This window comes from Bradyrhizobium sp. SZCCHNS1050, from assembly GCF_032484785.1.
Classification (GTDB): Bacteria; Pseudomonadota; Alphaproteobacteria; order Rhizobiales; family Xanthobacteraceae; genus Bradyrhizobium.
The window spans coordinates 381,846-407,669 of record NZ_JAUETR010000002.1 but is presented as its reverse complement, the minus strand read 5'-3'; the positions used below and the strand labels follow the sequence as shown (position 1 = coordinate 407,669).

Below are 25,824 nucleotides of genomic sequence, written 5' to 3'. Positions count from 1 at the left end.
GGGCCACAACGGCTCATTCAGCGGGCGCGGCGAGCGGCTCCGGGGTCGAGCGGCGGCGCAGCCGGTCGATCAGCAGGTAGATCACCGGCGTGGTGTAGAGGGTGAGGATCTGCGACACCAGCAGCCCGCCGATGATGGTGATGCCGAGCGGGCGGCGCAGCTCGGTGCCCGGACCGGTCGCGATCACCAGCGGCAGGCCGGCGAACAGCGCGGCGAGGGTCGTCATCAGGATTGGGCGAAAGCGCACCCGGCAGGCCTCGAAGATCGCATCGGCCGAGGACATGCCGCGCTGGCGCTCGGCCTCGAGCGCGAAATCGACGAGCATGATGCCGTTCTTCTTGACGATGCCGATCAACAGGATGATGCCGACGAAGGCGATCACTGTCAGCGGTGTGTTGGTGACCTGCAAAGCGAGCAGCGCGCCGAGCCCGGCCGACGGCAGGGTCGAGATGATGGTCAGCGGATGCGCCAGGCTCTCATAGAGCACGCCGAGCACGATATACATCGCGGCCAGGGCGAACAGGATCAAGAGCGGCTGGCGGCCGCTGCTCTTGTTGAAGTCCCCGGCATTGCCGTCGAAGCTGCCGCGGATGCCCTCCGGCATGTGCAGCTCGTCGACGGCGCGCTGGATGTTGGCGGTCGCGGTCTGCAAGGGCACGTCCGGCAGCAGGTTGAACGACACGGTGGTCGAAGGGAACGATTGCGAGTGATACACCGCCAGCGGTGACAGGCCACGCTCGGCCTTGACCAGCGCCGACAACGGCACCTGCGCGTCCCCTGCCCCGGCCACATAGATGCGGTCGAGATTGGAGGGATCGGTCTGGAATTTCGGGTCGATCTCCAGCACGACCATGTACTGGTTGCGCTGGCTGTAGACGATCGAGATCTGGCGTTGCGCGAAGGCGTTGTTGAGCGCGTTGTCGATATCCTGGACGCGGACGCCGAGGCTCGCCGCCTTTTGTCGGTCGATCCGCAGCGCGAGCTGCAGGCCACCGGGATCGCGGTCGCTGGAAATGTCGGTGATGCCGTCAACCGTCTCCAGGCGCTTGGCGACAATCGGCGCCCATTTCTGCAGAAGGTCGAGATCGGGGCTGCTCAACGTGTACTGATAGTCGGAATCGCTCTGACGGCCGCCGGTGCGCACGTCCTGCGCGGCGAACATGAAGAGCCGAATGCCGGGGACCGTCGCGAGGCTCCGCCTGAGGCGGTTGATCACGAGCTCAGTGGAGACGCCCTCGCGCTCCGCCGGGGGCTTGAGATTGATGAACATGGTGCCGCGGTTGGACGTCGCGCCACCCGGCCCGCCGCCGCCCCCGATCGTCGAGCCGATACCGGCCACGGCGGGATCGGCCATCACGATGTCGGCGAGCCGCTGCTGCAGACCAAGCATGGACTGGAACGAGATGTCGGCCGAGGCGCGCGTCGCACCGATGACGAAGCCGGAATCGTCGGTCGGGAAATAGCCCTTGGGCACCTTGATGTAGAGCGTCACCGTGAGCGCGATGGTGGCGAAGAACACGATCAGGGTGAGAAACGGATAAACCAGCACGCCGCGCAGCGTCCAGGCATAGAAGCGGACCATGCCGGACAGCGCGCCTTCGACGATACGGTCGAACCAGGTGGCACGATCGGACAGCGTCTCCTTGATGTAATGCGCGCAGATCATCGGCGTCACCGTCAGCGACACCAATGTCGACACGACGATTGCGAAGGTCAGCGTCAGCGAGAACTCACGCAGGAGACGGCCAACGACGCCGTCCATGAAGATCAACGGCACGAAGGCCGCAATCAAGGAAAGGCTGATCGACAACACGGTAAAGCCGATCTGGCGGGCGCCGTCGAGCGCGGCGCGCATCGGCGACAGGCCATGCTCGAGATTGCGGTACATGTTCTCGATCATGACGATGGCGTCGTCGACGACGAAGCCGACGGAGATCGCGAGCGCCATCAGTGACAGATTGTCGATCGAGAAGCCTGCGAGCCACATCGCCGCGCAGGTGCCGGCGAGCGCCAGCGGCACCGAGACGCCGGCCGCGACCGTCGGCACCAGACGGCGAAGGAACAGGAACACGACGACCATCACCAGCACGGCGGTCGCGAGCAACGTCCACTGCATGTCGTCGACCGAGGCGCGAATGGTCCCGGTGCGGTCAACCAGAGTGGAGATCTCGATGCCCGCCGGCAGCCATTGCTTGAGCTCCGGGATCAGCGCCTTCACACGGTCGACCGTCTCGATCACGTTGGCATCGCCCTGCTTGGCGATCTGGATCAGCACCGCTGGCTGCTTGTTGAACCAGGCGATCGAACGCACGTTGCGTACGGAATCCTCGACGTCGGCGACATCCGACAGCCGCACGAAGCTGCCATTGCTGCTCTTGATCAGGATGTCGCGGAATTCGGCCGCGCTGCGCATCTGCCGGTTGATGGCGATGGTCTCGCTCTGGCGGCCGCCCTCGAAGATGCCGACAGGTCCGATCGGATTGGCATTGATGATCGCCGTCCGGACATCGTCGGTCGAAATGCCGGCATTGGCGAGCGAGACCGGATTGAGCGCGATGCGCACGGCGGGTTGATCGGCGCCGCTGACAGTGACGTTACCGACGCCGGGCACCTGGAACAGCCGCTGCGCCAGCACGGTGTCGGCGACGTCGTACATCGCGCTCGTCGTCATCGTCTTCGAGGTCAGCGCCAGAACGAATACGGGAGCCGCGGCCGTGTTCGCCTTGCGGAACCGCGGCAGCGCCGGAAGGTCGCTCGGAAGGTCCGACAGCGAGGCATTGATGGCTGCCTGCACGTCGCGCGCCGCCTTGTCGATGTCGCGGCCGATCGAGAATTGGATCTGGATGTTGGTGGTGCCGAGCGAGCTCGTCGAGGTGATCTGGTTGACGCCAGCAATCTCGCCGAGTCGCCGCTCCAGCGGCGCCGCGACCGTCCCCGCCATGACGGACGGGTCCGCACCCGGGCGCGACGCGCTGACGAAGATCGCGGGGAAGTCGACGTTCGGCACCGGTGCGACGGGAAGGAAGATATAGGCGACGATCCCGACCAGGAACAGGCCGATCGAGAGCAGCGTGGTGCCGACCGGCCGGCGGATGAACGGCTCGGAGATCGAGGCCATCACTGGATGCCTTCGGTCGCACCTGCGATCGGCGGCGACGGCAGGTCCGGCGCCGACGGCAGCGCGCGCTTGAAGCGACGATTGATGCGGTCGAGCGCGAGATAGATGACCGGCGTCGTGTACAACGTCAGCAATTGGCTGAGCAGCAGGCCGCCGATGATGGAGATGCCGAGCGGAAAGCGCAGCTCCGAGCCGGTGCCGCTCTCGATCGCCAGCGGGAGCGCGCCGAACAGAGCGGCCAGGGTCGTCATCATGATCGGGCGGAAGCGCAGGAGACACGCCTGCACGATGGCGTCGTAGGGGGGGCGGTTCTCGTGACGCTCCGCCTCGAGCGCGAAGTCGATCATCATGATCGCGTTCTTCTTGACGATGCCCATCAGGAGGATGATGCCGATCAGGCCGATCACCGAGAGATCCTGGCCGAACAGCATCAGGGCCAGGATGGCGCCGACGCCCGCCGACGGCAACGTCGACAGGATCGTGATCGGATGGATGTAGCTCTCATAGAGCACGCCGAGCACGATATAGATCGTAACCACGGCCGCGAGCAGCAGCCAGGGTTGGCCGGCCAGCGACTTGGCGAACTCGGCGGCATCGCCCGAATAGACGCCGATGATGCTGCCGGGCATGCCGATGCGGTTCTCGGTCGCATGAAGCGCGTCGACCGCCTCGCTGAGCGCCGCGCCGGGCGCGAGGTTGAAGCTCAGCGACACCGCCGGAAACTGCGCCTGATGCGAGATCGCCAGCGGCGCCGTGGTGCGCTTGAGGCTTGCCACCGCCGAGAGCGGTACCTGGCCGCCGGCGCCGGGCAGATAGAGCTTCGACAGGACCGACGGGTCGCGCTGATACATCGGCAGCGCTTCCAGCACCACGCGGTACTGGTTGGCCTGGCCGTAGATCGTCGAGATCTGCCGCTGCGCGAAGGCGTCATTGAGCGTGTCGGTGACGCCCTGCAGGCTGACGCCGAGCTGGCCGGCGCGCTGGCGGTCGATGGTCAGCTCCGCGCGCAGGCCGCCCTCCTGGGCTTCGGAGGAGACGTCGCGGAATAGAGGGTCGCGGCGCATTTCTCCGACAAGCTGCCTCGCCCATTTCGACACCTCGGCGGCATCGGCACCGGTCAGCGTGTACTGGTACTGCGAGCGGCTCGCCTGGGTCGAGATCTGCACGTCCTGGACCGGCTGGAAGTACACGGTCATGCCGGGCACGCCCGAGGTTTTCTGCTTCAGCCGGTCGATCACCTCGGCGACCCCGTCCTGCCGCTCGCCGAGTGGCTTCAAGGTCATGACGAGACGGCCGACATTGGTGGTCGGGTTGACCGATCCGGCGCCGATCACCGAGACGACGCCGACGACGTCGGGGTCAGCCTGGATCGCGGCGGCGACGTCCGCCTGGCGCTTCTTCATTTCGGCGAACGACACGTCAGGGCCGGCTTCGGTCACCGCCGTGATCGAGCCGGTATCCTGCAGCGGCAGGAAGCCCTTGGGCGCGACGACGTAGAGCGCCAAGGTCGCCGCCAAGGTCGCGAAGGTCACGACGAGCGTCTCGGTCTGGCGGTCGAGCACCCAGAGCAGGCTGCGGTGATAGACCGCCACCGTGCGGTCGATGAAGCGGCTGATGGCGTTCAGCCCCGGCAGCACCCATTCCTCGCTGGCATGCTTCAACAGCCGCGAGCACATCATCGGCGTCAGGGTCAGCGAGACCACCGCCGACGTCACGACTGCGATCGTCAAGGTCAACGCGAACTCGCGGAACATGCGACCGACAAGCCCGGACATGAACAGCAGCGGAATGAACACCGCGATCAGCGATACGGTCAGCGAGATCACGGTGAAGCCGATCTCGCGCGCGCCGCGCAGCGAGGCGTTCATCGCACTCTCGCCATTTTCCATGTGGCGCACGATGTTCTCGATCATCACGATGGCGTCGTCGACGACGAAGCCGGTGCCGATGGTGAGTGCCATCAACGAGAGATTGTCGAGACTGAAACCGGCGAAGTACATCACGCCGAAGCTCGTGATCAGCGACAGCGGCAGCGCAACGCCGGCGATGATCGTGGCGCGCAGCGAGCGCAGAAACAGCAGCACAACCAGCGTCACCAGCACCACGCTGAGCACCAGCGTGAACTGCACGTCGTGCACCGAGGCGCGGATGGTCACGGTGCGATCGCTGACGATGGCGAGCTTCACGCCGGCGGGAAGCGTGCGCTGCAGCTTCGGGATCTCGGCACGGATCTGCTTGACGACCTCGATGACGTTGGCACCCGGCTGGCGCTGGATGTCGAGGATGACCGCAGGGACACCCTGGTACCAGCCGCCGGTCCGATCGTTCTCCAGACCATCGATAATCGTTGCGACATCGCCGATCGTGACCGGCGAGCCGTTGCGGTAGGCGATGATGATCGGCTTGTAGGCGTCGGCGGCTCCGATCTGGTCGTTGGCCGTGATCAGATAGGCCTGCTGGGCACCGTCGAGCGACCCCTTGGGACCGGAGACGTTGGCGCCTGCGATGGCGGCGCGCAGGTCCTCCATCGAGATGCCATAGGCGGCGAGCCGCGCCAGGTCGGCCTGCACGCGCACCGCGGGCTTGAGTCCGCCGAGCACCGAGACGCGGCCGACGCCGGAGACCTGGCTCAGCCGCTGCGCCAGGATCGTGTCGGCCATGTCGCTCATCGCGCGCAAAGAGATCGTGTCCGAGGTCAGCGCGAGCGTCATGACCGGTGCGTCGGCCGGATTGACCTTGGCGTAGGTCGGCGGATAGGGCAGCGACTTCGGCAAGACGCCGGCGGCGGCATTGATCGCCGCCTGGACGTCCTGCGTGGCGCCATCGATGTCGCGTCCGAGATCGAACTGCAGCGAGATCTGGCTGACGCCGAACGAGCTCGTCGAGTTCATCGCCGAGAGCGACGGGATCTGGCCAAGCTGGCGCTCCAGCGGCGCCGTGATCAGCGAGGCGATCACATCGGGGCTGGCGCCCGGCAGTTGCGTCGTCACCTGGACGGTCGGGAAGTCGACCTGCGGCAGCGCCGAGACCGGCAGCGCGAGATAGCCGAGCAGCCCGCCGATCAGCAGCGCGACGCCGAGCAGCGAGGTCGCGATAGGACGGCGGATGAAGGGTTCGGAGACGCTCATCGCGACTGCTCGTCACTCTTGCGGTCGCGTCATGGCTGCGCCTTCGCGCCGCGACCTGCTTCACTCCCTCCCTGGGGCGCTGCACCGGCATCGGTCTGGCCCGCGGCCTGAGGCCTGCGACGCAGCTCGCCGTCCTTCGGCGCGCCGTCAGGCGGAGCTCCGCCCTCCTTGGCCTGGTCCTTGCCTTGATCCTTTGCTTGCGGATTGCGGCCGCGTTTGCGTGGCGCCAGATCGGCCTGCGGCGTCTGCTCGGCGCGCCCGACCACCACTTTGACGCCCTCGGCGAGGTTGGCAAAGCCTGTCGTCACCACACGGTCCGAGGGGCTCAAGCCGCTCGCGATCACGGCCTCGCTCTCATTCTGCTGCACGACCGCCACCGGATGCGCAGAGACGATGTCGCCCTCGCCGATCACGTAGCTGAACGTACCTGCCGGCCCGCGCTGTACGGCCGACGTCGGCACCGTGATCGCCTGCGACAGGGTCTCGACCTTGAGGCGGACATTGACGAACTGTCCCGGCCAGAGCTGAAATCTGCCGTTGGGGAATTCTGCTTTCAGCTTCAGCGTGCCCGTCGTCTGATCGACCTGGTTGTCGATGCCCCGCAACGTGCCGGTGTCAATGACGGTGACGCCGTCATTGCCGAACACGTCGACGGCGAGCGGTCCCTTGGCGGCGGCCGCATTGACGCGCATGATCTGCTGCTGGGGCAGGCTGAACTGAACCGCAATCGGCTGCAGCTGCGTGATGACGACGAGGCCGGTCGCGTCAGAGGCATGAACGATGTTGCCCTGGTCGACCTGGCGCAGGCCGGCGCGGCCGGAGAGCGGCGCCACGATCTTGGTGTAGCTCAAGGTCGTCGCCGCATTGTCGATCGCGGCCTGATCCGCCTTGATCAGCGCCTGCTGCTGCGCCACCACCGCGCGCTGCGTGTCGGCCTGCTGCTTGGAGCCGGCATTGCTGGCGGCGAGCTGCTCGTAGCGGGCGAGGTCGAGCTTCTGGTTGGCGAGTTGCGCCTCGTCCTGCGCCTTCTTGGCAACGGCCTGATCGTACTGCGCCTGATAGATCGCCGGATCGATCTCCGCGAGCACGTCGCCCTTCTTGACGTCCTGCCCTTCGACGAAATTGACCGCGATCAGCTTGCCGTCGACCTGCGAGCGCACCGTGACCGTGTTCAGCGCGCGCACCGCGCCGACGCCGTCGAGATAGACCGGCACGTCCTTGATGGCAGGCGAGGCAGCCAGGACCGGAACGGGAAGGTCGGGCCGCGCGAAGCGGTTATTGGCCTGCTGCTTCTGCTGCATCGCCGACCAGCCGATATAGCCGAGGCCGCCGAGGATCAGCAGCGTGATCGCGATCGACACCAGTCGCCGTGCCACGCTGGACCGCGCGCGCTTCACTGCCGCTGCTCCCTTCTCGTCCGGTTTAAAGAGCATCGGCCGACTTCTCCATGCGCGGCTCCCAGCCGCCGCCGAGCGCCTGGTAGAGGCTCACAAACGCCTGCAGGCGCGCCAGTTGCGCCTGCGATAGCGCGTCCTCGGCCTGGAACAGCGTCAATTGCGTATTCAAGACGGTCACGATGTCGGCAGTTCCCGCGCGCAACTGCTGCTCTGACAATTCGAACGCACGCCGCGAGGCGGCGACGACCTGGCGCTGCAATTGCAGTCGGATCGTGGTCTGCTTGATCGAGAACAGCGCATTGTCGACGTCGGTGAAGGCCTGGATCACGGTCTTGCGGTAGGTCTGCAGCAGTTCATCCTGCCGCGCCTTGGCGTTCTCGAAGTTGCCCAGAATCCGGCCGCCGTCGAAGATCGGCTGGGTCAGGCTGCCGGCGAGGCTGAAGAACGCCGCATGCGGCTGAAACAGCGACACCAGTGCCGCGCTCTGGTAGCCGCCGTTGCCCGTGAGCTGGATGCTCGGAAAGAACTGCGCCCGCGCGCTGCCGACATTGGCCGTTGCCGATGCCAATTGGGCCTCCTGCCGGCGGATGTCCGGACGCTGCGTCAGGATCTCCGACGGCAGACCAGGCGTGACCCGCGGAGTCCTGATCTGATCGAGCGAGCCGCCAATGACCCGAATGCCTTCGGGCGATCGCGCGACCAGCACGGCCAGGGCATTGACGTTCTGATCGAGCGTCTGGCGCAGCGGCGGCACCGCCGCCTTCTGATTGGCGAGCACGCTCTCCTGCTGCGCGACGTCGAGATCGTTGCCGGTGCCAGCCTTCTGCCGCTCGCGGATGGCATCGAGCACACGCGTGGCGCTGGCGATGTTGCGCTCAGCCGTCCGAATCCGATCCTGCGCGGCCAGCACCTGGAAATAGGCATTGGCGACGGTGGCAAGCGTCGTCAACTGCGTGACGTCGCGGTCGAAGCGGTTGGCTACCGCGGTTTCCTCGGCCGCCTGCAGCGCGTCGCGATTCTGGCCGAAGAAGTCGAGCTGGTAGCTCGCAGAGAGCGAGGCTTGGTAATTGACGACCTCGCGGCCGCCATTGGTGAGCCCGCTGGAGCTCGACCCGGACGTGCGCGAATAGGTCTCCTGCCCCGTGCTCGACAGGCTTGGCAGCAGCGCCGCGCCGGCCTGCCGCGCCAGCGCATCGGCCTGCCGGAACCTTGCCACAGCAGCGGCAATGTCGAGGTTGACGCTCTGCGCCTCCTCCATCAGCTGGGTCAGCTCGCGTGATCCGAAGCCGCGCCACCAATCCAGCGGCGGCGGCGCCGCCATATCGGAACCGGACGCCGCCTTGTAGCGCTGGGGCAAGTCGAGGGCCGGATCGGGAATATCCTGGGTCAGCAGGCAGCCGGCCGAGTTCGCCGCCAATCCGATCGCCGCCAGCCAGTGGACAAATCGCCGCAGGGTAGCCGGCACACGGCGCTCCCGCATCCCGGCGACGATCCGCGGGTCAGCGGACGCGCGGCAAGGCTCGTCGACGGCGATCGGCACGATGGACACTGGCGTGATGCTTCCCTGTAGTCTTGGGAATCATTCTAGCCGCAGCCCACGGCGGCGGACAGCCCTGCAGCCCCCCGTCGCCCCAGCAGCGATGGTGCCGATAAAGTCCACCGAATCGACGAATCTCCCGTAAATCAGCGGAGTTTCGTGCAGGCAGGGCCACGGGCCTCCGGCTGCCGCCTTACCAAGATTTCATCTGTCGAATGCCGTTTTGGCCGGGGTGTGACGCGGCGAGCGCGGCCGTGAAACCCTTTGGCGGGGACTCCGTAACTTGCACGTGAACTTCAGGGGGCATTCATGCGAGTTGCGGTGGTCGGAACGGGTATTGCGGGTAACGCCGCGGCTTGGTCCTTGGCGAAACGTTATCCGATCACCGTCTACGAGCGCGATCTCCGTCCGGGCGGCCACAGCCATACCGTGACGATCGACTATGACGGCGCTCCGGTCTCGGTCGACATCGGCTTCATCGTCTACAACGAGCTGAACTATCCTGAGCTCACCGCCTTGTTCGACCATCTGGGGGTCGAGACGGTCGACAGCAGCATGAGCTTTGCCGTCACCGCGGATGCCGGCCGCTTCGAATGGAAAGGTGGCGGAAACACCTGGCTCGACACCGCCAAGGGGCTGTTCGCGCAGCCGAGCAACCTGCTGTCGACATCCTATCTCTGGATGCTCAGGGACATCCTGACCTTCAACGAGCAGAGTACAGCCGACTTCAAGGCCGGCCGCCTGCATGGCCTTACGCTCGGGGATTATTTCCGGCGCAACCATTTCGCTCCGCGACTGCTCACCGACTATCTGGCGCCGATGGGGGCCGCGATCTGGTCAGCCCCGGCGTCCGAGATGCTGGACTTTCCGGCCGAGAACTTCGTTGCGTTCTTCAGCAACCACAGGTTGCTGCAATATGACCGTCCGGTCTGGCGCACCGTCAAGGGCGGCAGCCGGCGCTATGTGGAGAAACTGACGTCGAGCTTCCGCAACCAGATCAGGCTCGGCAGCGCCGTGACCAGCATCGAACGCACCGCCCACGGCGTCGTCGTTCAAGACAGCAGCGGGCGTCGGGACACCTATGATCACGTGGTGATTGCCGCACACAGCGACCAGGCCTTGTCGATGCTCACCGACGCGGACGAGCGGGAGCGCGGCATCCTCGGTGCGATCAAATATTCGCCCAACACGATCTATCTGCACCGTGACAGCAGGCTGATGCCGAAGCGCCGCCGCGCCTGGGCCTCGTGGAATTTCCTGCGCTGGCAGCGTGAGGGCGTTCCCATGAACGACGTCGCCGTCACCTATTGGATGAACAACCTGCAGGACATCGACGACGCCAAGCCGCTGTTCGTCAGCCTCAACCCACCCTTCGCTCCGGCCCCGGAGCTGACCTTTGGCAAATACATCTGTGAGCACCCACAATATACGGCTGCGGCCTTTGCGGCGCAGAAGCGCCTGGCAGCGATTCAGGGGCAGCGCCATACTTGGTTCTGCGGGGCCTGGACCGGCTACGGCTTCCATGAGGACGGGCTGCGCTCGGGTCTCGCCGTGGCGGAGGCGCTCGGCGCGAGCGTGCCATGGCGCGGGTTTCCCGCCGAGCTCGCCGAGGCTGCGGAATAGGCGCGATATGGACATGGATCACTCGGGACAGGATGACCGAACGGAAGCGGCCGCGCTCTATGTCGGAGAGGTCATGCATGCCCGCATGCGGCCGACCACGCATCGCTTCCGGTATCGCGTGATGAGCCTGCTGATCGATCTCGGCCGGCTCGACCAGGCGGACCGGCAGGCCTCGCTGTTCGGGGTCAATCGGCGCGCGCTCTACAGCTTCCACGAGGCCGACCACGGTCCGCGCGACGGCTCGTCGCTGCTGGCCTATGCGCAGACCTGTGCGGCGGATCAGGGGATCGATCTCGGCGGCGGCCGCGTGCTGCTGCTGTGCTATCCGCGGCTGCTCGGCTACGTGTTCAATCCGCTGTCGGTCTATTTCTGCTATCGCAGCGACAGCACCCTGGCGCTGATGATCTACGAGGTCCGCAACACCTACGGCGAGATCAAGCCCTATGTGCTGCCGGTCAGATCCAATGAGCTGTCCGCGGCAGGGCTGCGCCAGACGCAGGACAAGACCTTCTACGTCTCGCCGTTCATCGACATGGCGATGCGCTACCATTTCCGGGTCGTGCCGCCGGGCGACAAGGTCAAGTTGCGGATTCTGGAAACTGGCCCCGACGGGCCCCTGCTCGCTGCAACCTTCTCTGGCCGCCGTCGCGGGCTGACGTCTGGCTCCCTGCTCGCAGCCTTCGTCTCACTCCCGCTGGTGACTGTCAAAATCTTCGCCGCGATCCATTGGGAGGCACTGCGGCTGTGGGCCAAAGGCGTCCGCCTCGTCCCGCGTGGCGAAATCAGTGCAAGCCCTGGAACCAATACCGGCTTGGCGGGGAACGGCAGCCACGCTTATATGTCACGACGCTGACCGGAAACGGCCGGCTCGCTCTGCGTCCGTGATCCCTGCCCGCACAGGTGCCGCACCGGCCAGCCGACGGGGACGTGGGCTGGAGCCGTTTGCGTGAGTGGACCTGCCATGCCGGACGTCATCCCAGTCACCCCTGATACCATCGACAAGGTGCTTGCCGATCTTCCCCGCCTGCCCCGCCTTGCCCTCGGCTTCGGCTCGCGGTTGCGAAAAGGCACGCTCGACGTCACCCTGCCGGACGGACGGGTGATCCGGCTCGGCGGCGTTGAGCCCGGGCCGGCCGCCGCAATGATCCTGGCCAATTACGGCTTCGCATCGCGTCTTCTCAATGGCGGCGACATCGGCATCGCCGAGGCCTATCTGAACGGCGACTGGGATACGCCGGACCTGACGCAGTTTCTCTATCTGTTCTGCGTCAACCAGCACCTGCTGCAGTCGATGCTGGAAGACAAGCCGCTGATCCGGTTTGCCCAGCTGGTCCGGCACTGGTTCAACCGCAACACCAAGCGTCAGGCGAAGCGCAACATCTATGCCCATTACGACATCGGGAATTCGTTCTACTCGGCATGGCTGGATCCGAGCATGACCTATTCCTCGGCCTTGTTCGAGGAGCACACCACCGACCTCACTGCCGCGCAGACCAACAAGTACAAGCGGCTGGCCGAGGCGATCGATCTCAAGCCCGGGCAGAAGCTGCTCGAGATCGGCTGCGGCTGGGGCGGCTTTGCCGAATATGCCGCCAAGACGTTCGGCGCCAAGGTCGTTGGGTTGACGATCAGTCAACAGCAGCGCGACTTCGCGCAGCGCCGCATCCAGGAGGCCGGGCTCGCCGAGAAGGTCGAAATCCGCCTGCAGGATTACCGGGACGAGCGTGACCACTACGATCGCATCGCCTCGATCGAGATGATCGAGGCGGTCGGCGAACAGTTCTGGCCGAAATATTTCTCGCAACTGCGAGACCGCCTGCTGCCGGGCGGACTGGCCGGTGTCCAGGCAATCACCATCCAGGACAGCCTGTTCCAGCACTACCGCCGCGAGGTCGACTTCATCCAGCGCTACGTCTTTCCCGGCGGCATGTTGCCGACACCGCAGATTCTGAAGTCGCTCGGCGACCGCTTTGGCATACCCGTCATCCGCGAGCGGATCTTCGGGGAAGATTATGCCAGGACGCTTGCGATCTGGCGAAATAACTTCCGAGAGGCTTGGCCGGACCTCACGCCCGCCGGATTCGACGAGCGCTTCAGGCGGCTCTGGGAATATTATCTGTCCTACTGCGAAGCGGGTTTCCTCTCCGGGAATATCGATGTTCGCCAGGTCGTCTTTGCGAAATCGGGGGGCTGATCCAGCCGGCTTACGCTCCCCTGGATATCAGGCTAGGGTCCTCTTAAGTGTGCTCGAGGAAACTCCTACGGTATCTGCAAAATGACCATTCATAACGACGTCGTCGCGGCGATCGGCAACACACCGCTGATCAAGCTCAAGCGCGCCTCGGAGGCGACGGGCTGCACCATTCTCGGCAAGGCCGAGTTCATGAACCCGGGCCAGTCGGTCAAGGACCGCGCCGGCAAGTGGATGATCCTGGAGGCCGAGAGGCGTGGCGATCTCAAGCCCGGCGGCCTCGTGGTGGAGGCCACTGCCGGCAACACCGGCATCGGTCTGGCCGTGGTCGCCAGCGCGCGTGGCTATCGCACACTGATCGTGATTCCGGAGACGCAGAGCCAGGAAAAGAAGGACATGCTGCGGCTGTGCGGCGCGGAGCTGGTCGAGGTGCCGGCGTTGCCGTTCAGCAATCCCAACAACTATCAGCATGTCGGCCGCAGGCTCGCCGACGAACTGCGCAAGACCGAGCCCAACGGCGTGCTGTTCGCCGACCAGTGGAACAACCTCGACAACGCCAAGGCGCATTATGAGTCCACGGGACCCGAGATCTGGGAGCAGACCGACGGCAAGGTCGACGGCTTCATCTGCGCGGTCGGCACCGGCGGCACGATCGCCGGCACGAGCCGCTATTTGAAGGACAGGAACAAGGACATTGTCACCGCCTGTGCCGACCCGCACGGCTTCGCGATGTACGAATGGTTCAAGAACGGGGTCGTCAAATCGACGCCCGGCGATTCCATCACCGAAGGCATCGGCATCGGTCGTGTGACGCCCGTGATCGAGACCGCCAAGGTCGACGACGCGTTCCTGGTGTCCGACGAGGACGCCGTCAACACCATCTACGACCTCGTGCAGCATGAAGGCCTGTGCCTGGGCGGCTCGACCGGCGTCAACGTCGCTGGCGCGGTGCAACTCGCCAGGAAGCTCGGCCCCGGCCACACCATCGTGACCATCCTGTGCGACTCCGGTGCGCGCTATCAGTCGAAGCTGTACAATCCGGAGTTCATGCGTTCGAAGAACCTGCCGGTGCCGGCCTGGCTGGAGCGGCGCAGCGGGATCAAGCCGCCTTTCGTTTGAGGGCGAGTAGCGAGTAGCGAGTAGAATTTCTCGCCCTATTCGCAAGTCCCGATTCGCTTCCTCATCAATGCCGCAGAATCTGGCTCAGGAACAGCTTGCTGCGCGCATGCTGCGGGTTGGCGAAGAATTCCTGCGGCGTGTTCGATTCGATGATCTGGCCGGCGTCCATGAACACGACGCGGTTGGCGACCTCGCGTGCAAAACCCATCTCGTGGGTCACGACCAGCATGGTCATGCCCTCCTTGGCGAGATCGACCATGGTGTCGAGCACCTCCTTGACCATCTCGGGATCGAGCGCCGAGGTCGGCTCGTCGAACAGCATGACCTTCGGGTTCATCGCCAGCGCGCGCGCGATGGCAACGCGCTGCTGCTGACCGCCCGACATCTGGCCCGGATATTTCTGCGCCTGATGCGGGATCTTGACCCGCTCCAGGAACTTCATCGCAGTCGCCTCGGCTTCCTTCTGCGGGATGTTGCGCACCCAGATCGGAGCCAAGGTGCAGTTCTCCAGCACGGTCAGATGCGGAAACAGGTTGAAGCTCTGGAACACCATGCCGACCTCACGGCGGACTTCGTCCACCCGCTTGAGATTCGGACCCAGATCGATGCCGTCGACATTGATCTCGCCCTCCTGGAATTCCTCCAGCGCGTTGATGCAGCGGATCAGGGTCGACTTGCCCGAGCCCGAGGGCCCGCAGATCACGATGCGCTCACCCTTTCCGACGGAGAGGTTGATGTCGCGCAGGACGTGGAATTCGCCGTACCATTTGTTGAGGGCGGAAATGCTGACGATCGAATTTGCAGTCATGGATCTCTCGACGATCTCTGGGTCAATGGCGCCGGTGCGCGTTGAGGCGGCGCTCGACCAGCATGGAGTAGCGTGACATGCCGAAACAGAAGGCGAAGTAGATCATTCCTGTGAAGGCAAAGCCGGTGAAAGCCGTGGTCGGTGTCGCCCAGACCGGATCGGCCAACGAAGCCTTGAGGCTGCCGAGCAAGTCGAACAGCGCCACGATCGAGACCAGCGAGGTATCCTTGAACAGCGAGATGAAGCTGTTGACGATACCGGGGATGACGTGGCGCAGCGCCTGCGGCAGCACGATGAAGCTCGTCGTCTTCCACCAGGACAGGCCGAGCGCGCTCGACGCCTCCGCCTGGCCGCGCGGAATGGCCTGCAGGCCGCCGCGGATCACCTCGGCCATGTAGGCGCCGGAGAACAGCGCAACGCCGATCAGCGCCCGTACCAGGCCGTCGACCCTGACATTGCCAGGCAGGAACAGCGGCAGCATGTAGGTGGCGAAGAACAGCACGGTGATCAGCGGCACGCCGCGCACCAGCTCGATGAAGGCGATCGAAAAGACGCGGATCAGTGGAATGGTCGAGCGGCGGCCGAGTGCAAGCGCAATGCCGATCGGCATCGACGCGACGATGCCGATCACCGAGACGACCAGCGTCACCAGCATGCCGCCCCACAGCCTTGTGTCGACGATGGGAAGGCCGCCGCGATCGAGGCCCATGATCGCAATGACGATGGCGATGCCGGCGAAGGTCGCGGCCGTGGCGATGACGCTGCGCAGCGCCCTGCTCCCGCCGCCGATGATGAACACCAGCGCGGTGACAATGATCGCGGAGAGCGCGAGATCATTCCACACGGGCTGGTGAGATTGCTGCAGTTCATTGCGGATCCAGACCAGCGGCCAGATCACGAGCGATGCGAGCGTTCCGATCAGCACGACCAGCTTGCCGAGCAGCCACAGCAGCATGCCGACCACCGGCACGTTATCGCCGGCGCGCACCAGCGCGTTGCCGGCCGTATCGATGCTCTCGACGAACAGCTGGAGGGTGCCTGTGGCCCAGCTCACGCCGAAGCCCTCCAGCCCACCGCCATAGAGCAGGAAGAACGCGACCATCGGCAGCGCGAAGAAGAACAGACCCGCATTAAGGCCTTTGGCCGGCAGGCGCGGAATCAGCAGCGGCACGAGCAGCACCACCGCCAGCACATAGGTCAGATTGACGCGCCAGCGGTCGGCCTCCGGGTAGAAGCCGTACATGAACTGGCTGAACTTCGCCGAAATGTAGGGCCAACAGGCGCCGACCGGATGGCCGGCGTTCTGCGCCAGGCATGCATCGCGGTCCTTGCCGACCCACACCGCGTCGACCAGCAGGAACTTGACCGCCGGAATCACGGTGAACCAGATCAACAGTGCGCTCACCAGGGTGAGCAGGATATTGGTCGGCGAGTTCAACAGCCTCGTGCGGACGAAGCCGACGAAACCGGTCGTCTTGATGGGCGCCGGGCGTTCTCCAGCCATGTCCTGACGGATGAAGGTTGAGGCCGTGATGTCGGTCATGCGCCAAGTCTCTTCCCAAGCCGCCAGCTATAGAAGCTCATCATCGCGCTCGTAATCAGCGACAGCGCCAGATAGACGCCCATCGTGATTCCGATGATCTCGATGGCCTGCCCCGTCTGGCTCATCGTCGTGCCCGCGAACACCGACACGAGATCGGGATAACCGATAGCGACCGCGAGCGAGGAATTCTTGGTCAGGTTCAAATACTGGTTCGTCAGCGGCGGCAGGATGACGCGGAGCGCCTGTGGCACGACGATCAGGCGCAGCACGGTGCCGCGGCTCAGTCCAAGCGAGAGCCCCGCTTCCATCTGTCCCTTGTGGACCGAGAGGATTCCCGCCCGTACCACCTCGGCGATGAACGACGCCGTGTACATGGTGAGCGCCAGGGTCAGCGCAACGAGCTCTGGAATGATGCGGGAGCCGCCGGCGAAGTTGAATCCCTTGAGCGCCGGCACCTCGAACGAAATCGGCACGCCGAACACGAGCATTGCAATTAGCGGCAGGCCGATCAGCAGCCCCAGCAGGTAGGGCCAAATCCGGATCACATGGCCGCGCAGGAACAGCTCACGCCGCGCGTAATAGTGCAGACCGATCGAGACCACGATCGCCACACCGAGCACGATCGCGAACGGCGTGAAGCCGGGCTCCTCGATCGGGCGCGGAACGATGAAGCCGCGGTTGTTGAGAAAGAAGGTCGAGAAAAGAGAGATGCTCTGCCGCGGTCCGGGCAGAGCCGCCAACACCGCGAGATACCAGAACAGGATCTGGAACAGGAGCGGCAGGTTCCGGATCAGCTCGACATAGGCGCCGGAGACCCGCGAGAGCAATACGTTGGGTGACAAGCGGCCAAGCGCAACCAGAAAGCCAAGGATGGTCGCCAGCACGATACCGATGACGGAGACCAGCAGCGTGTTTAGCACGCCGACGATCAGCACGCGGCTGTAGCTGTCGGAGCCGGAGTAGCTGATCAGGGTCTGGTTGACGTCGAAGCCGGCCGTATTGTTGAGGAAGCCGAAGCCCGACGTGATCCGCTGGGTGGCGAGGTTGCTGCGTGCGTTGGCCACGATCTCGTAGCCAACCCACACCAGCACTGCGACGAACAGGATCTGGAGGATGATGCCGTTCCATCCTGCCTTGCCACCCAGCATGCGCTTCAGCCGAAGCCCATATTGCGTAGGCGGTAACCTTGCTTCGATGCTCATTCGCCGCAGCCCCGCTATCGTGCAGTGATCAGCGGATCGGCGGCGCGTATTGCAGGCCGCCCTTGTTCCAGAGCTGGTTCAGACCGCGCGCGATCTGCAGCTTGGAGCCGGCGCCGACGTTGCGATCATACATCTCGCCGTAGTTTCCGACCGCTTTCACGATCCGGTAGAACCAGTCCTTGGTGAGGCCGAGCTGCTCGCCGAGATTGCCGTCGGTGCCGAAGGCGCGCTTGAACTCCGGCTTGTCCGACTTGGCCATTTCATCGACGTTCGCCTGCGTCACGCCGAGCTCCTCGGCCGTCACCAGCCCGAACAAGGTCCACTTGACGATGTCGAACCACTGGTCGTCGCCATGGCGGACCATCGGGCCCAACGGCTCCTTCGAGATCACTTCCGGCAGCACCACGTGATCGGCCGGATTGGCGAGCTTCAGCCGCTCGGCGTAGAGGCCGGAAACGTCGGTCGTGAAGACGTCGCAACGGCCAGATTCGTACGCCTTGATGGTCTCGTCTTGGCCGGCGAATGCGATCACCTCGTACTTCATCTTGTTGGCCTTGAAGTAGTCGGCGAGGTTCTGCTCAGTCGTCGTGCCGGTCTGCACGCAGATCGAGGCGCTGTTGAGCTCGAGCGCCGAATTGACCTTCAGGGCCTTCTTCACCATGAAGCCCTGGCCGTCGTAATAGGTCACGCCGGCGAAATTGGCGCCCAGCGAGGTGTCACGCGACAGGGTCCAGGTGGTGTTGCGCGACAGCACGTCGATCTCGCCCGACTGCAGTGCAGTAAAGCGATCCTTGGCGGACAGTGGAACGAACTTGACCTTGGTCGGATCGTTGAAGATCGCGGCGGCAATGGCGCGGCAAACGTCGACGTCGAGCCCGGTCCAGTTGCCCTTGTCGTCGGGCGCCGAGAAGCCAGGAAGGCCCTGGCTGACGCCGCAGGCGAGCATGCCGCGATCCTTGACGGTCTTGAGCGTTTCGGCCTGGGCGCCGACGCTCGCCAGCACCGGGGCGAGAGCAAGAGTAAGAGCCAGAGTGACGCGTTTCATAAATACAGCCTTTCGCGGGTCGTCCTTGGGGAGCGATGAATCTCAGCGCGTAGGAGGGGCCGACCTGAATCCGCCTCTGCAAACGCCATACCAAGAATATGGCGCGCGCCATGCACGACGGAGCCGTGCATGCGAGATGAAGCGGAAATCGCGGCAAGCCCCTCAACGTGCAGCGATCGAATTGCGCCGGCATCACAGAACGACTGGCGGTCCGGGTCAAGGGGTTGACGGGCCTGTTCTGCATTCTGTTATTAACGACCGCAGTGCGGCCTGATTTCCAGCTATCCCGGCAGGTTCAAAGAGAAAAGACACGCGAATGGCATCATCGAACGACCCCGCTGCGGCGGTGCGACAAAACGTCGAGACACGGCTGGTCACGGCGGGGCGGGACACGAAAGCGCAGCACGGATTCGTGAATCCTCCTGTCGTTCATGGTTCAACGGTCCTGTATCCAACGGCTGAAGATCTGCATGCACACCGCGGCGAATTCCAGTACGGCCGCCACGGCACCCCGACCACGAAGGCGCTGCAGCAAGTGCTGATGGCGCTCGAGGGGCCGCAATGCGCCGGCGTCGGCATCGCGCCGTCAGGCCTCGGCGCCATCTCGACCACCCTGCTGTCGGTGCTCAAGGCCGGCGACCACGTTCTGGTGTGCGATAGCATCTATCGTCCAACCCGCAATTTCTGCAACGGCATGCTGGCACGCTATGGCGTCGAGACGACCTATTTCGACCCCTTGATCGGCGCAGGAATTGAGCAACTGCTCAAACCGAATACACGCGCGGTGGTTGTCGAGGCGCCGGGCTCGCAGTCCTTCGAAATGCCGGACATCCCCGTCATTGCCGCGGTTGCGCATGCGCACGGCGCGCTGGTCATCGACGACAACACCTGGGCGACGCCGCTCTACCATCGCTCCCTCGATCAGGGCGTCGACATCAGCATGCAGGCGGCCACCAAATATATCGGCGGCCACTCCGACATCATGTTCGGGACGATTTCGGCCAATGCGAAGGCGTGGCCGCTGATCTCCGAGGGCATCCGCCTGCTCGGCGTCTGCGCCGGACCGGACGACGTGTTCCTGGCCTTGCGCGGCGTACGGACGCTTGGCGTGCGCCTGGCGCAGCATCACCGGTCAGGCCTGGAGATGGCGCGCTGGCTCGCCGCGCGTCCTGAGGTGATCGAGGTGCTGCATCCCGCGCTGGAGAGCCATCCGGGGCACGCGATCTGGAAGCGCGATTTCACCGGCGCCTCCGGCCTGTTCAGCATCGTGCTGCAACCAAAGGCGCAGGCCGCCGTCGACGCCATGCTCGACACGCTCACGCTGTTCGGCATGGGCTATTCCTGGGGCGGCTTCGAGAGCCTGGCGATCCCGTTCGACTGCGCAAGCTACCGTACGGCGACCACATGGGCACCCGGCGGTCCGACATTGCGGCTGCACATCGGTCTCGAGAATACCGAGGATCTCAAGGCCGATCTCGATCGCGGCTTTGCCGCGTTCAACGCCGCTTGACCACGCCTGCAGGGGCGGAGCGCCGCGCGATCGGGCAACCGGGGCCGCCAAATTGGCGTTGATCCCCGGCCGATTGGGCGTAGCCTTGGTCTGAAGACAAGCGGGAACGAACGGGAATCATGGTTCTGCTCGATCTGATGGGTGGCGTGGCGCTGCTGCTGTGGGGCCTTCACATGGTCCACAGCGGCATCCTGCGCGCCTTCGGCCCGGATCTCAGGCTGCTGCTGTCGCGAGCGCTGCGGAACCGTTTCAGCGCCCTCGCGGCCGGACTCGGCCTCACCGCGCTTCTCCAGAGCAGCACGGCAACGGCGCTCATCACCACCTCCTTTGCTGCGGAAGGCCTCGTCGGCCTGATCCCCGCGATGGCGATCATGCTGGGCGCCAATATCGGCACCACGCTGATCGTCCAGGTGCTGTCGTTCAACGTCGCGGCCGTCGCGCCGATCCTGTTCGTGCTCGGCCTGGTGGCGTTCCGCAGCGGGCCGCGATCGCGCATCAAGGATCTCGGCCGGGTGTCGATCGGCCTCGGCCTGATGCTGCTGTCGCTCCATATCCTGATCGACACGCTCGCGCCGGCCGAGGAGGCGCCGGCGATGCGCGTGTTCATGCAGGCGATCACCGCCGACGTCACGCTGTGCATCATCTTCGGCGCCGCCGTCACCTGGATCGTGCATTCCAGCGTCGCGAGCGTGCTGCTGGTGATGTCGCTGGCCTATGCGCATTTCATCACGGCCGATGCGGCCATGGCACTGGTGCTCGGGGCCAATCTCGGCAGCGCCGTCAACCCGGTGTTCGAGGGCGCCCGGCGCGACAATCCCGCGAGCTATCGCCTGCCCGTCGGCAATCTCCTCAACCGCATCATCGGCGTCGCGCTGATCGCACCCTTCCTGCATCCGCTCGCGGCTCAGCTGCAGCAATGGCAGCCGGATCTGTCGAAGCTGACCGCGCAGTTTCACATGGCATTCAACCTCGGCACGGCGCTGGTCTTCATCGGTCTGCTCGGCAGCATCGAGAAGCTGCTCGTCAGACTGTTCCCCGACCGCCCGGCCGAAGTCGATCCCGCCAAGCCGCGCTACCTCGACGAGACCGCGCTGGAGACACCGTCGCTGGCGCTTGCGGACGCGGCGCGCGAGGCGCTGCGCATGGGCGATCTGGTCGAGACCATGTTGCGCAATGTCATGACCGCGATGATGACCAACGACCGTGGCCTCGTGGATCAGGTGTCACGCGCGGACAATGTCGTCGACCGGCTCGACGAAGCCATCAAGCTTTACATCACCAAGCTGACGCGGGGCAGCCTGGACGATCGCGAGGGCAAGCGGGCGATGGAGATCATCTCCTTCGCGATCAACCTCGAACACATCGGCGACATCATCGACAAGAACCTGAGCGAGCTCGCAACCAAGAAGATCAAGCGCAGGTTCCAATTCTCCGCGGAGGGGGCCGACGAGCTGCAGGCCTTTCACCGCCAGATCATGGAGGCGCTCCGCGTCGCGTTCGGCATCTTCATGTCCGGCGATGCGCAGCAGGCGCACCAATTGCTCGATCAGAAAGCCGAGCTCCGCAACGCCGAGCTCGGCGCGACCGAGCGGCACCTCGAACGTCTGCGCGACGGCCGCTCGGAGACGCTCGAAACCACCTCACTGCATCTCGACGTGCTGCGTGACCTCAGGCGGATCCACTCACACATCTGTTCGGTCGCCTATCCTGTGCTCGATGCCGCCGGCGAAGTTGCGACGCGCCGCGGCGAGGCGGCTGACAGCGTGGCGACCACCGTGCCCGTGCCCCTGCCCCGGTCCTCAGCCCGGCCGCTGCCGCGCTGAGGCGCAGGACGGCCCCACGAACGGGCGACGGCACATCCGCCCTGTGAACCTGAAGCCCGCTCCGGTCAATTGCTCAGCGTCTGCGACTCGCGCTGACGGTTCTTGAAGATCAGCATCACGTTGCGGACGTAGATGATGTTCGACAGCAACTGGCCGAAGATGATGACCGGCTCGCGTTTGACGAGACCATAGATCAGCGTCATGAGGCCGCCGCCGATCGAGAAGAACCAGAAGGCAAGGGGCACCACGCTCTTGCCCGCGCGCTCGCTGGCGATCCACTGCACAAGGAAGCGCGCGGCGAAGGCCAGTTGGGCGGCGAGGCCGAACACCAGCCAGAAATCGAATTTGGCGATGAAGATGTCGTAGAGATAGTTGCTGAACGCCTGCCCGAATTGAATCAGCATTACTTTACCTCGATCACAACCGGCGTCGGCTTCTTGCGGCGGATCAGCCACCACACGCCGGCGAGATCCATGATCCCGATCCAGAGCCGGTCGAAGAACCCGTAGTTCGAGACACCGGAGTGCCGGGGTCGATCTGTCACGTCGATGTAGGCGATGTCGTAGCCCTCACGCCGCACCAGGGCGGGAAGGAAGCGGTGCAGACCATCGAAATACGGCATCATCAGGAAGACGTCGCGGCGGACCGCCTTGAGGCCGCAGCCGGTATCGCGGGTGCCGTCATGCAGCACCGCATTGCGGATCTTGTTGGCAAGCCGCGATTGCAGTTTCTTGAAGCCGGTGTCCTTGCGACCGACGCGCTGGCCTGCGACGAGGCCGACACCCGCCCCGCCCTTTTCGAGCGCAGCGATGAGGTCGGGCAGGAAGGCGGGATTGTTCTGCCCGTCGCCGTCCAGCGTCGCAACCATCGCGCCGTGGGCCGCGCGGATGCCGCTTCTGACGGCCGCCGATTGCCCGGACGACTTCTCATGGCGCAGCACGCGCAGGTTCGGCCGCCGCGCCATCTCCTCGGCGAGCCGTTGCGCGGTGTCATCGGTCGAGCCGTCGTTGACGTAGATGATCTCATAGGCCCAGAGACCGTCGAGCGCGGCCGCGATCTCGGTGATCAGGGGCGTGATGTTGCCGGCCTCGTTGCGCACGGGAACGACGATGGAGACGGCAACGGGGGTTTCGGTCGACAAGATGAGACTCGCGATGGCGTGACTGGACCGGTTCCTGCCCCGGGCGATGCGGCGGAGGCTTATTATGGGGCTTGGGGCCGCCTATCAACCCCTTTAGCGCGGTACGATTTGGCCGTCCTTGCCCAGGCGAAAGCCCAGCCGTCGTGCTGCGAACCAGTAGCGGACCAGCATGGCGCAGGCCAATCCGACCACGGCGCCGGCGACCACATCGCTTGGATGATGCGCCAGCAGCACCAGCCGACTCAGGGCAATCACGATGGCATAGATGAACATTGGTATCCGCAGCCGCGACCAGACGGCCGCAATGGCGAATGCGAGCGCGAAGGCGGTCACCGCATGCGCCGACGGCATGCTGAAATAGGCCGGCGTGCCGTTGAAGGGTTCGAAATTGAACGCGTTGGCCTTGCCGCCGACGAAGGGACGGCCGCGCCCGATGATATATTTCAACACCTGGGCCGATAGCACGGAGAGCAGAACCGCGAAGAAGAAAAACTGAACATGCGTCGCAAAGTTCAGAAGGCGGCTGCGCGAAGCCTCAGGCCACAACGGCGCGATCAGGATCGTCGCGACGACCCCCACTGCCAGCAGTCCCAGCACGTATTCGTCCTGGCCGAATTCGGTGATGATGCGCACCGGCCACAGGCTCGGTGTTCCACGCGCCGGCATCAGCCCGATTTCGTAGGCATCGAAGGTGAACATCAGCACCGAGACCACACTCAGGCCGATGGCACCGAGCAGGAGAAGCTCGCGTTGCAGGCGTTGCCGGCCCGCAGCGTCCGGCGCGGTCTGCGGCCGCCGAACCAGCCGGCCGAACGAGAATTTGCCGACCAGCGCGAGCTGGGCGAGATAGCCTGACGACAGCGAGGGCGTGTCTGGCGCCGACATCTACTCGGTGCCTTCCGAACGATAGATCGCAATCGAGACCGGGCGGCCTTGCGAGATGTTGTAGCCGTCGATGCGCTTGGCGACGTTGTAGCGCAGCCCGATGGCCTCGGCGCGCTGCACGAACGCCCGTTCGGTGCGCTGCTCGACAAGCGCGAAGCGGCACGCGCCATGGTTGAGGAAGTCGGCCGCCCCCGAGCCGTCGGTGAGCTGCGTCGAGGTTCCTGTCATGAACACGAGGCTAGGTTCGTGGAAACCTGCCGCTGCCGCCTTCGGCCCGACGCAGACCACGTTGCGCAGCGCGCGCGCAATCTCCGCGCTGGGAAACAGCGGTGTCAGCGCCGGCAGCACGGCGCCATACACCACGAACGCCAGGAACATCGCCGCCACGCCGGCATTCAAGAGCGAGCGCTCGGCACGGCCGTCGTCATAGAGCCACCAGGCGAACAGGCCGAAAATCAGCGACGCCGCCACGAACGGCCAGGCCAGGAACACCGGCTGGTGCGTGACGATGATGGCGCCGATCACGGCCACCACCGATGTGATGGCGGGAATCGCGAACCACCAGGCGGCGCCGCGCCGCAGCCAGTTGCGCGCCAGCACCCGCCGCTCCAGCGCGCCCACGGTGAGGATGGCGATTGCCGGATAGAGCGGCAGCACATAATGCGGCAGCTTGGTCAGGACGGCCTCGAACACGACCCAGGACGGCAGCAGCCAGGCCAGCAGGAACTGCGCCCCCGGCTCGCGCCGCGCGCGCCATACCGCAGGCGCCGCCATAGCGGCCAGCGGCGCGCCGGGCCAGAAGGTGATGAACAACAGCAGCAGATAAAGTCCCGGCGGTGCGCCGTGCGACTCCTGGGCGCCGATCTTGCTCAGCATGTCGCCGCCGACGGAATCGGCGAAGAAGGTGTCGCCGGCGCGCAGGAAGATCAGCACGAACCAGGGCAGCACCAGCACCAGCATCCACATCAGTCCCCATAGAGGGCGCAGACGCGATAGCCAGCCGGCACCACGATCCATGATCGCCAGCGCCACGATCGTCAGTCCTGCGAACATCAGAATCAGCGGGCCCTTGATCAGGATGCCGCCGGCGAGCGCCGTCCAGAAGATCGCAGGCGGTCCCCACGGTGGATGCACCGGATCCTCGCCGCGCTGCCACGACAGATACACGCGGGCCAGCGCACCCATCGCAGCCACCACGGTGAACAGCAGCATCGCGTCGGTCTTGGCGAGCCGGGCTTCCGCCCCGAGCAGCACCGAGCAGCACATCAGCAGGGCGGCGAACACGGCGCCGCGCCGTGTCACGAAGGAGAGCGCGGTCCAATAGGTCAGCAGCACCGCGCCGATGGCACCGATCAGCGAGGGAATGCGGTAGACCCAGATGCGCAGCTGCGCACGCGGCAGACCGATCGCCGACGCCGTCTCGACCGCAGCCGATTGCAACCAGTAGATGCCGACTGGCTTCTTGTAGCGCACGTCGTCCTGGAAGCGGATATCGACGTAATCGCCGCTCTCGACCATCTGCTTGGTCGCCTGGGCGAAGCGCGCCTCGTCGCGATCGATCGGCGGGATGGTGAAGAAGCCCGGCAGGAACAACAGCAGCCCGCAGACGAGCAGGAACGTCACCGCCCTGGTGTGGCTCACGGTGACGACATCGATCATCCGCGCCAGCCGATTGCCTGGATTGACCAGGTTCTTCGGCTCGCGCGGCTCTCCAAAACGGGGGCGGGCAAAGGTCTCGACCATGGGGTTCCGAA

General features: G+C 65.0%; 18 protein-coding genes. 6 read left to right on the top strand and 12 right to left on the bottom strand.

Annotated elements, in window-relative coordinates; all coding sequences use genetic code 11:
* Positions 1-13: 13 nt before the first annotated feature.
* The 4 genes from QX094_RS26215 to QX094_RS26200 are packed head-to-tail and all read right to left on the bottom strand — an operon-like array spanning position 14 to position 9,123.
* Positions 14-3,118, bottom strand: a complete 3,105-nt coding sequence (locus QX094_RS26215; RefSeq protein WP_315711860.1) for an efflux RND transporter permease subunit — start codon at positions 3,116-3,118, stop codon at positions 14-16.
* Positions 3,118-6,246 carry an efflux RND transporter permease subunit gene (locus tag QX094_RS26210; RefSeq protein ID WP_316186150.1) on the bottom strand — a complete coding sequence of 1,043 codons (3,129 nt, stop codon included), beginning with the start codon at positions 6,244-6,246 and terminating at the stop codon, positions 3,118-3,120. The genes QX094_RS26215 and QX094_RS26210 overlap by 1 nt, the downstream gene beginning before the upstream one ends.
* Before the next feature lie 29 nt (positions 6,247-6,275).
* Complete coding sequence (locus tag QX094_RS26205; RefSeq protein WP_316170210.1) at positions 6,276-7,679, bottom strand: efflux RND transporter periplasmic adaptor subunit; 1,404 nt, start codon at positions 7,677-7,679, stop codon at positions 6,276-6,278.
* Positions 7,669-9,123, bottom strand: coding sequence for an efflux transporter outer membrane subunit (locus QX094_RS26200; protein ID WP_315712618.1), 1,455 nt, complete (start codon positions 9,121-9,123; stop codon positions 7,669-7,671). Before QX094_RS26200 ends, QX094_RS26205 begins: the two co-directional genes overlap by 11 nt.
* Positions 9,124-9,489: 366 nt before the next feature.
* Between QX094_RS26200 and QX094_RS26195 the strand changes: the two genes are divergently transcribed.
* From QX094_RS26195 to QX094_RS26180, 4 genes are all read left to right on the top strand, one after another.
* Positions 9,490-10,803, top strand: coding sequence for an NAD(P)/FAD-dependent oxidoreductase (locus QX094_RS26195; protein ID WP_316186149.1), 1,314 nt, complete (start codon positions 9,490-9,492; stop codon positions 10,801-10,803).
* 7 nt (positions 10,804-10,810) lie between these two features.
* Entirely contained in the window at positions 10,811-11,656 is an 846-nt protein-coding gene (locus QX094_RS26190) for a DUF1365 domain-containing protein (RefSeq protein WP_315711854.1), read from the top strand.
* Between the two features lie 108 nt (positions 11,657-11,764).
* Positions 11,765-12,997 (top strand): cyclopropane-fatty-acyl-phospholipid synthase family protein, encoded by a 1,233-nt coding sequence (locus QX094_RS26185; RefSeq protein ID WP_315712616.1) that lies wholly within the window; start codon positions 11,765-11,767, stop codon positions 12,995-12,997.
* 81 nt (positions 12,998-13,078) lie between these two features.
* On the top strand, positions 13,079-14,113 hold the full coding sequence (locus QX094_RS26180; protein WP_315711852.1) for a cysteine synthase A: 1,035 nt from the start codon (positions 13,079-13,081) through the stop codon (positions 14,111-14,113).
* Positions 14,114-14,177: 64 nt separating this feature from the next.
* Here QX094_RS26180 and QX094_RS26175 read toward each other — a convergent pair whose 3' ends face one another.
* Genes QX094_RS26175 through QX094_RS26160 form a run of 4 tightly spaced genes read right to left on the bottom strand, consistent with a single transcriptional unit; the run spans position 14,178 to position 18,711 of the window.
* The gene (locus QX094_RS26175) at positions 14,178-14,921 is read right to left on the bottom strand and encodes an amino acid ABC transporter ATP-binding protein (protein ID WP_315711850.1); all 744 of its coding nucleotides are present in this window, start codon (positions 14,919-14,921) and stop codon (positions 14,178-14,180) included.
* Positions 14,922-14,943: 22 nt separating this feature from the next.
* The gene (locus QX094_RS26170) at positions 14,944-16,464 is read right to left on the bottom strand and encodes an amino acid ABC transporter permease (RefSeq protein ID WP_315711848.1); all 1,521 of its coding nucleotides are present in this window, start codon (positions 16,462-16,464) and stop codon (positions 14,944-14,946) included.
* The gene (locus tag QX094_RS26165) at positions 16,461-17,666 is read right to left on the bottom strand and encodes an amino acid ABC transporter permease (protein ID WP_315711847.1); all 1,206 of its coding nucleotides are present in this window, start codon (positions 17,664-17,666) and stop codon (positions 16,461-16,463) included. Before QX094_RS26165 ends, QX094_RS26170 begins: the two co-directional genes overlap by 4 nt.
* A gap of 28 nt (positions 17,667-17,694) precedes the next feature.
* Positions 17,695-18,711: an amino acid ABC transporter substrate-binding protein gene (locus QX094_RS26160; RefSeq protein WP_315711846.1), complete on the bottom strand. Its 1,017-nt coding sequence runs from the start codon at positions 18,709-18,711 to the stop codon at positions 17,695-17,697.
* 316 nt (positions 18,712-19,027) lie between these two features.
* Between QX094_RS26160 and metC the strand changes: the two genes are divergently transcribed.
* Entirely contained in the window at positions 19,028-20,221 is a 1,194-nt protein-coding gene (gene metC / locus QX094_RS26155) for a cystathionine beta-lyase (protein WP_315711845.1), read from the top strand.
* 119 nt (positions 20,222-20,340) lie between these two features.
* The gene (locus tag QX094_RS26150; RefSeq protein WP_316165428.1) at positions 20,341-22,044 is read left to right on the top strand and encodes a Na/Pi cotransporter family protein; all 1,704 of its coding nucleotides are present in this window, start codon (positions 20,341-20,343) and stop codon (positions 22,042-22,044) included.
* Between the two features lie 65 nt (positions 22,045-22,109).
* On the opposite strand, the gene QX094_RS26145 is transcribed toward QX094_RS26150, so the two are convergent.
* From QX094_RS26145 to QX094_RS26130, 4 genes are all read right to left on the bottom strand, one after another.
* On the bottom strand, positions 22,110-22,448 hold the full coding sequence (locus QX094_RS26145) for a lipid-A-disaccharide synthase N-terminal domain-containing protein (RefSeq protein ID WP_172109779.1): 339 nt from the start codon (positions 22,446-22,448) through the stop codon (positions 22,110-22,112).
* Positions 22,448-23,185, bottom strand: a complete 738-nt coding sequence (locus tag QX094_RS26140; RefSeq protein WP_315711843.1) for a glycosyltransferase family 2 protein — start codon at positions 23,183-23,185, stop codon at positions 22,448-22,450. Before QX094_RS26140 ends, QX094_RS26145 begins: the two co-directional genes overlap by 1 nt.
* 93 nt (positions 23,186-23,278) lie before the next feature.
* Positions 23,279-24,070 (bottom strand): phosphatase PAP2 family protein, encoded by a 792-nt coding sequence (locus tag QX094_RS26135; protein WP_315711842.1) that lies wholly within the window; start codon positions 24,068-24,070, stop codon positions 23,279-23,281.
* A complete protein-coding gene (locus QX094_RS26130) occupies positions 24,071-25,813 on the bottom strand; it encodes a glycosyltransferase family 39 protein (RefSeq protein ID WP_315711840.1) in 1,743 nt (580 codons plus the stop codon). It abuts the gene before it with no gap.
* Positions 25,814-25,824: the final 11 nt, after the last annotated feature.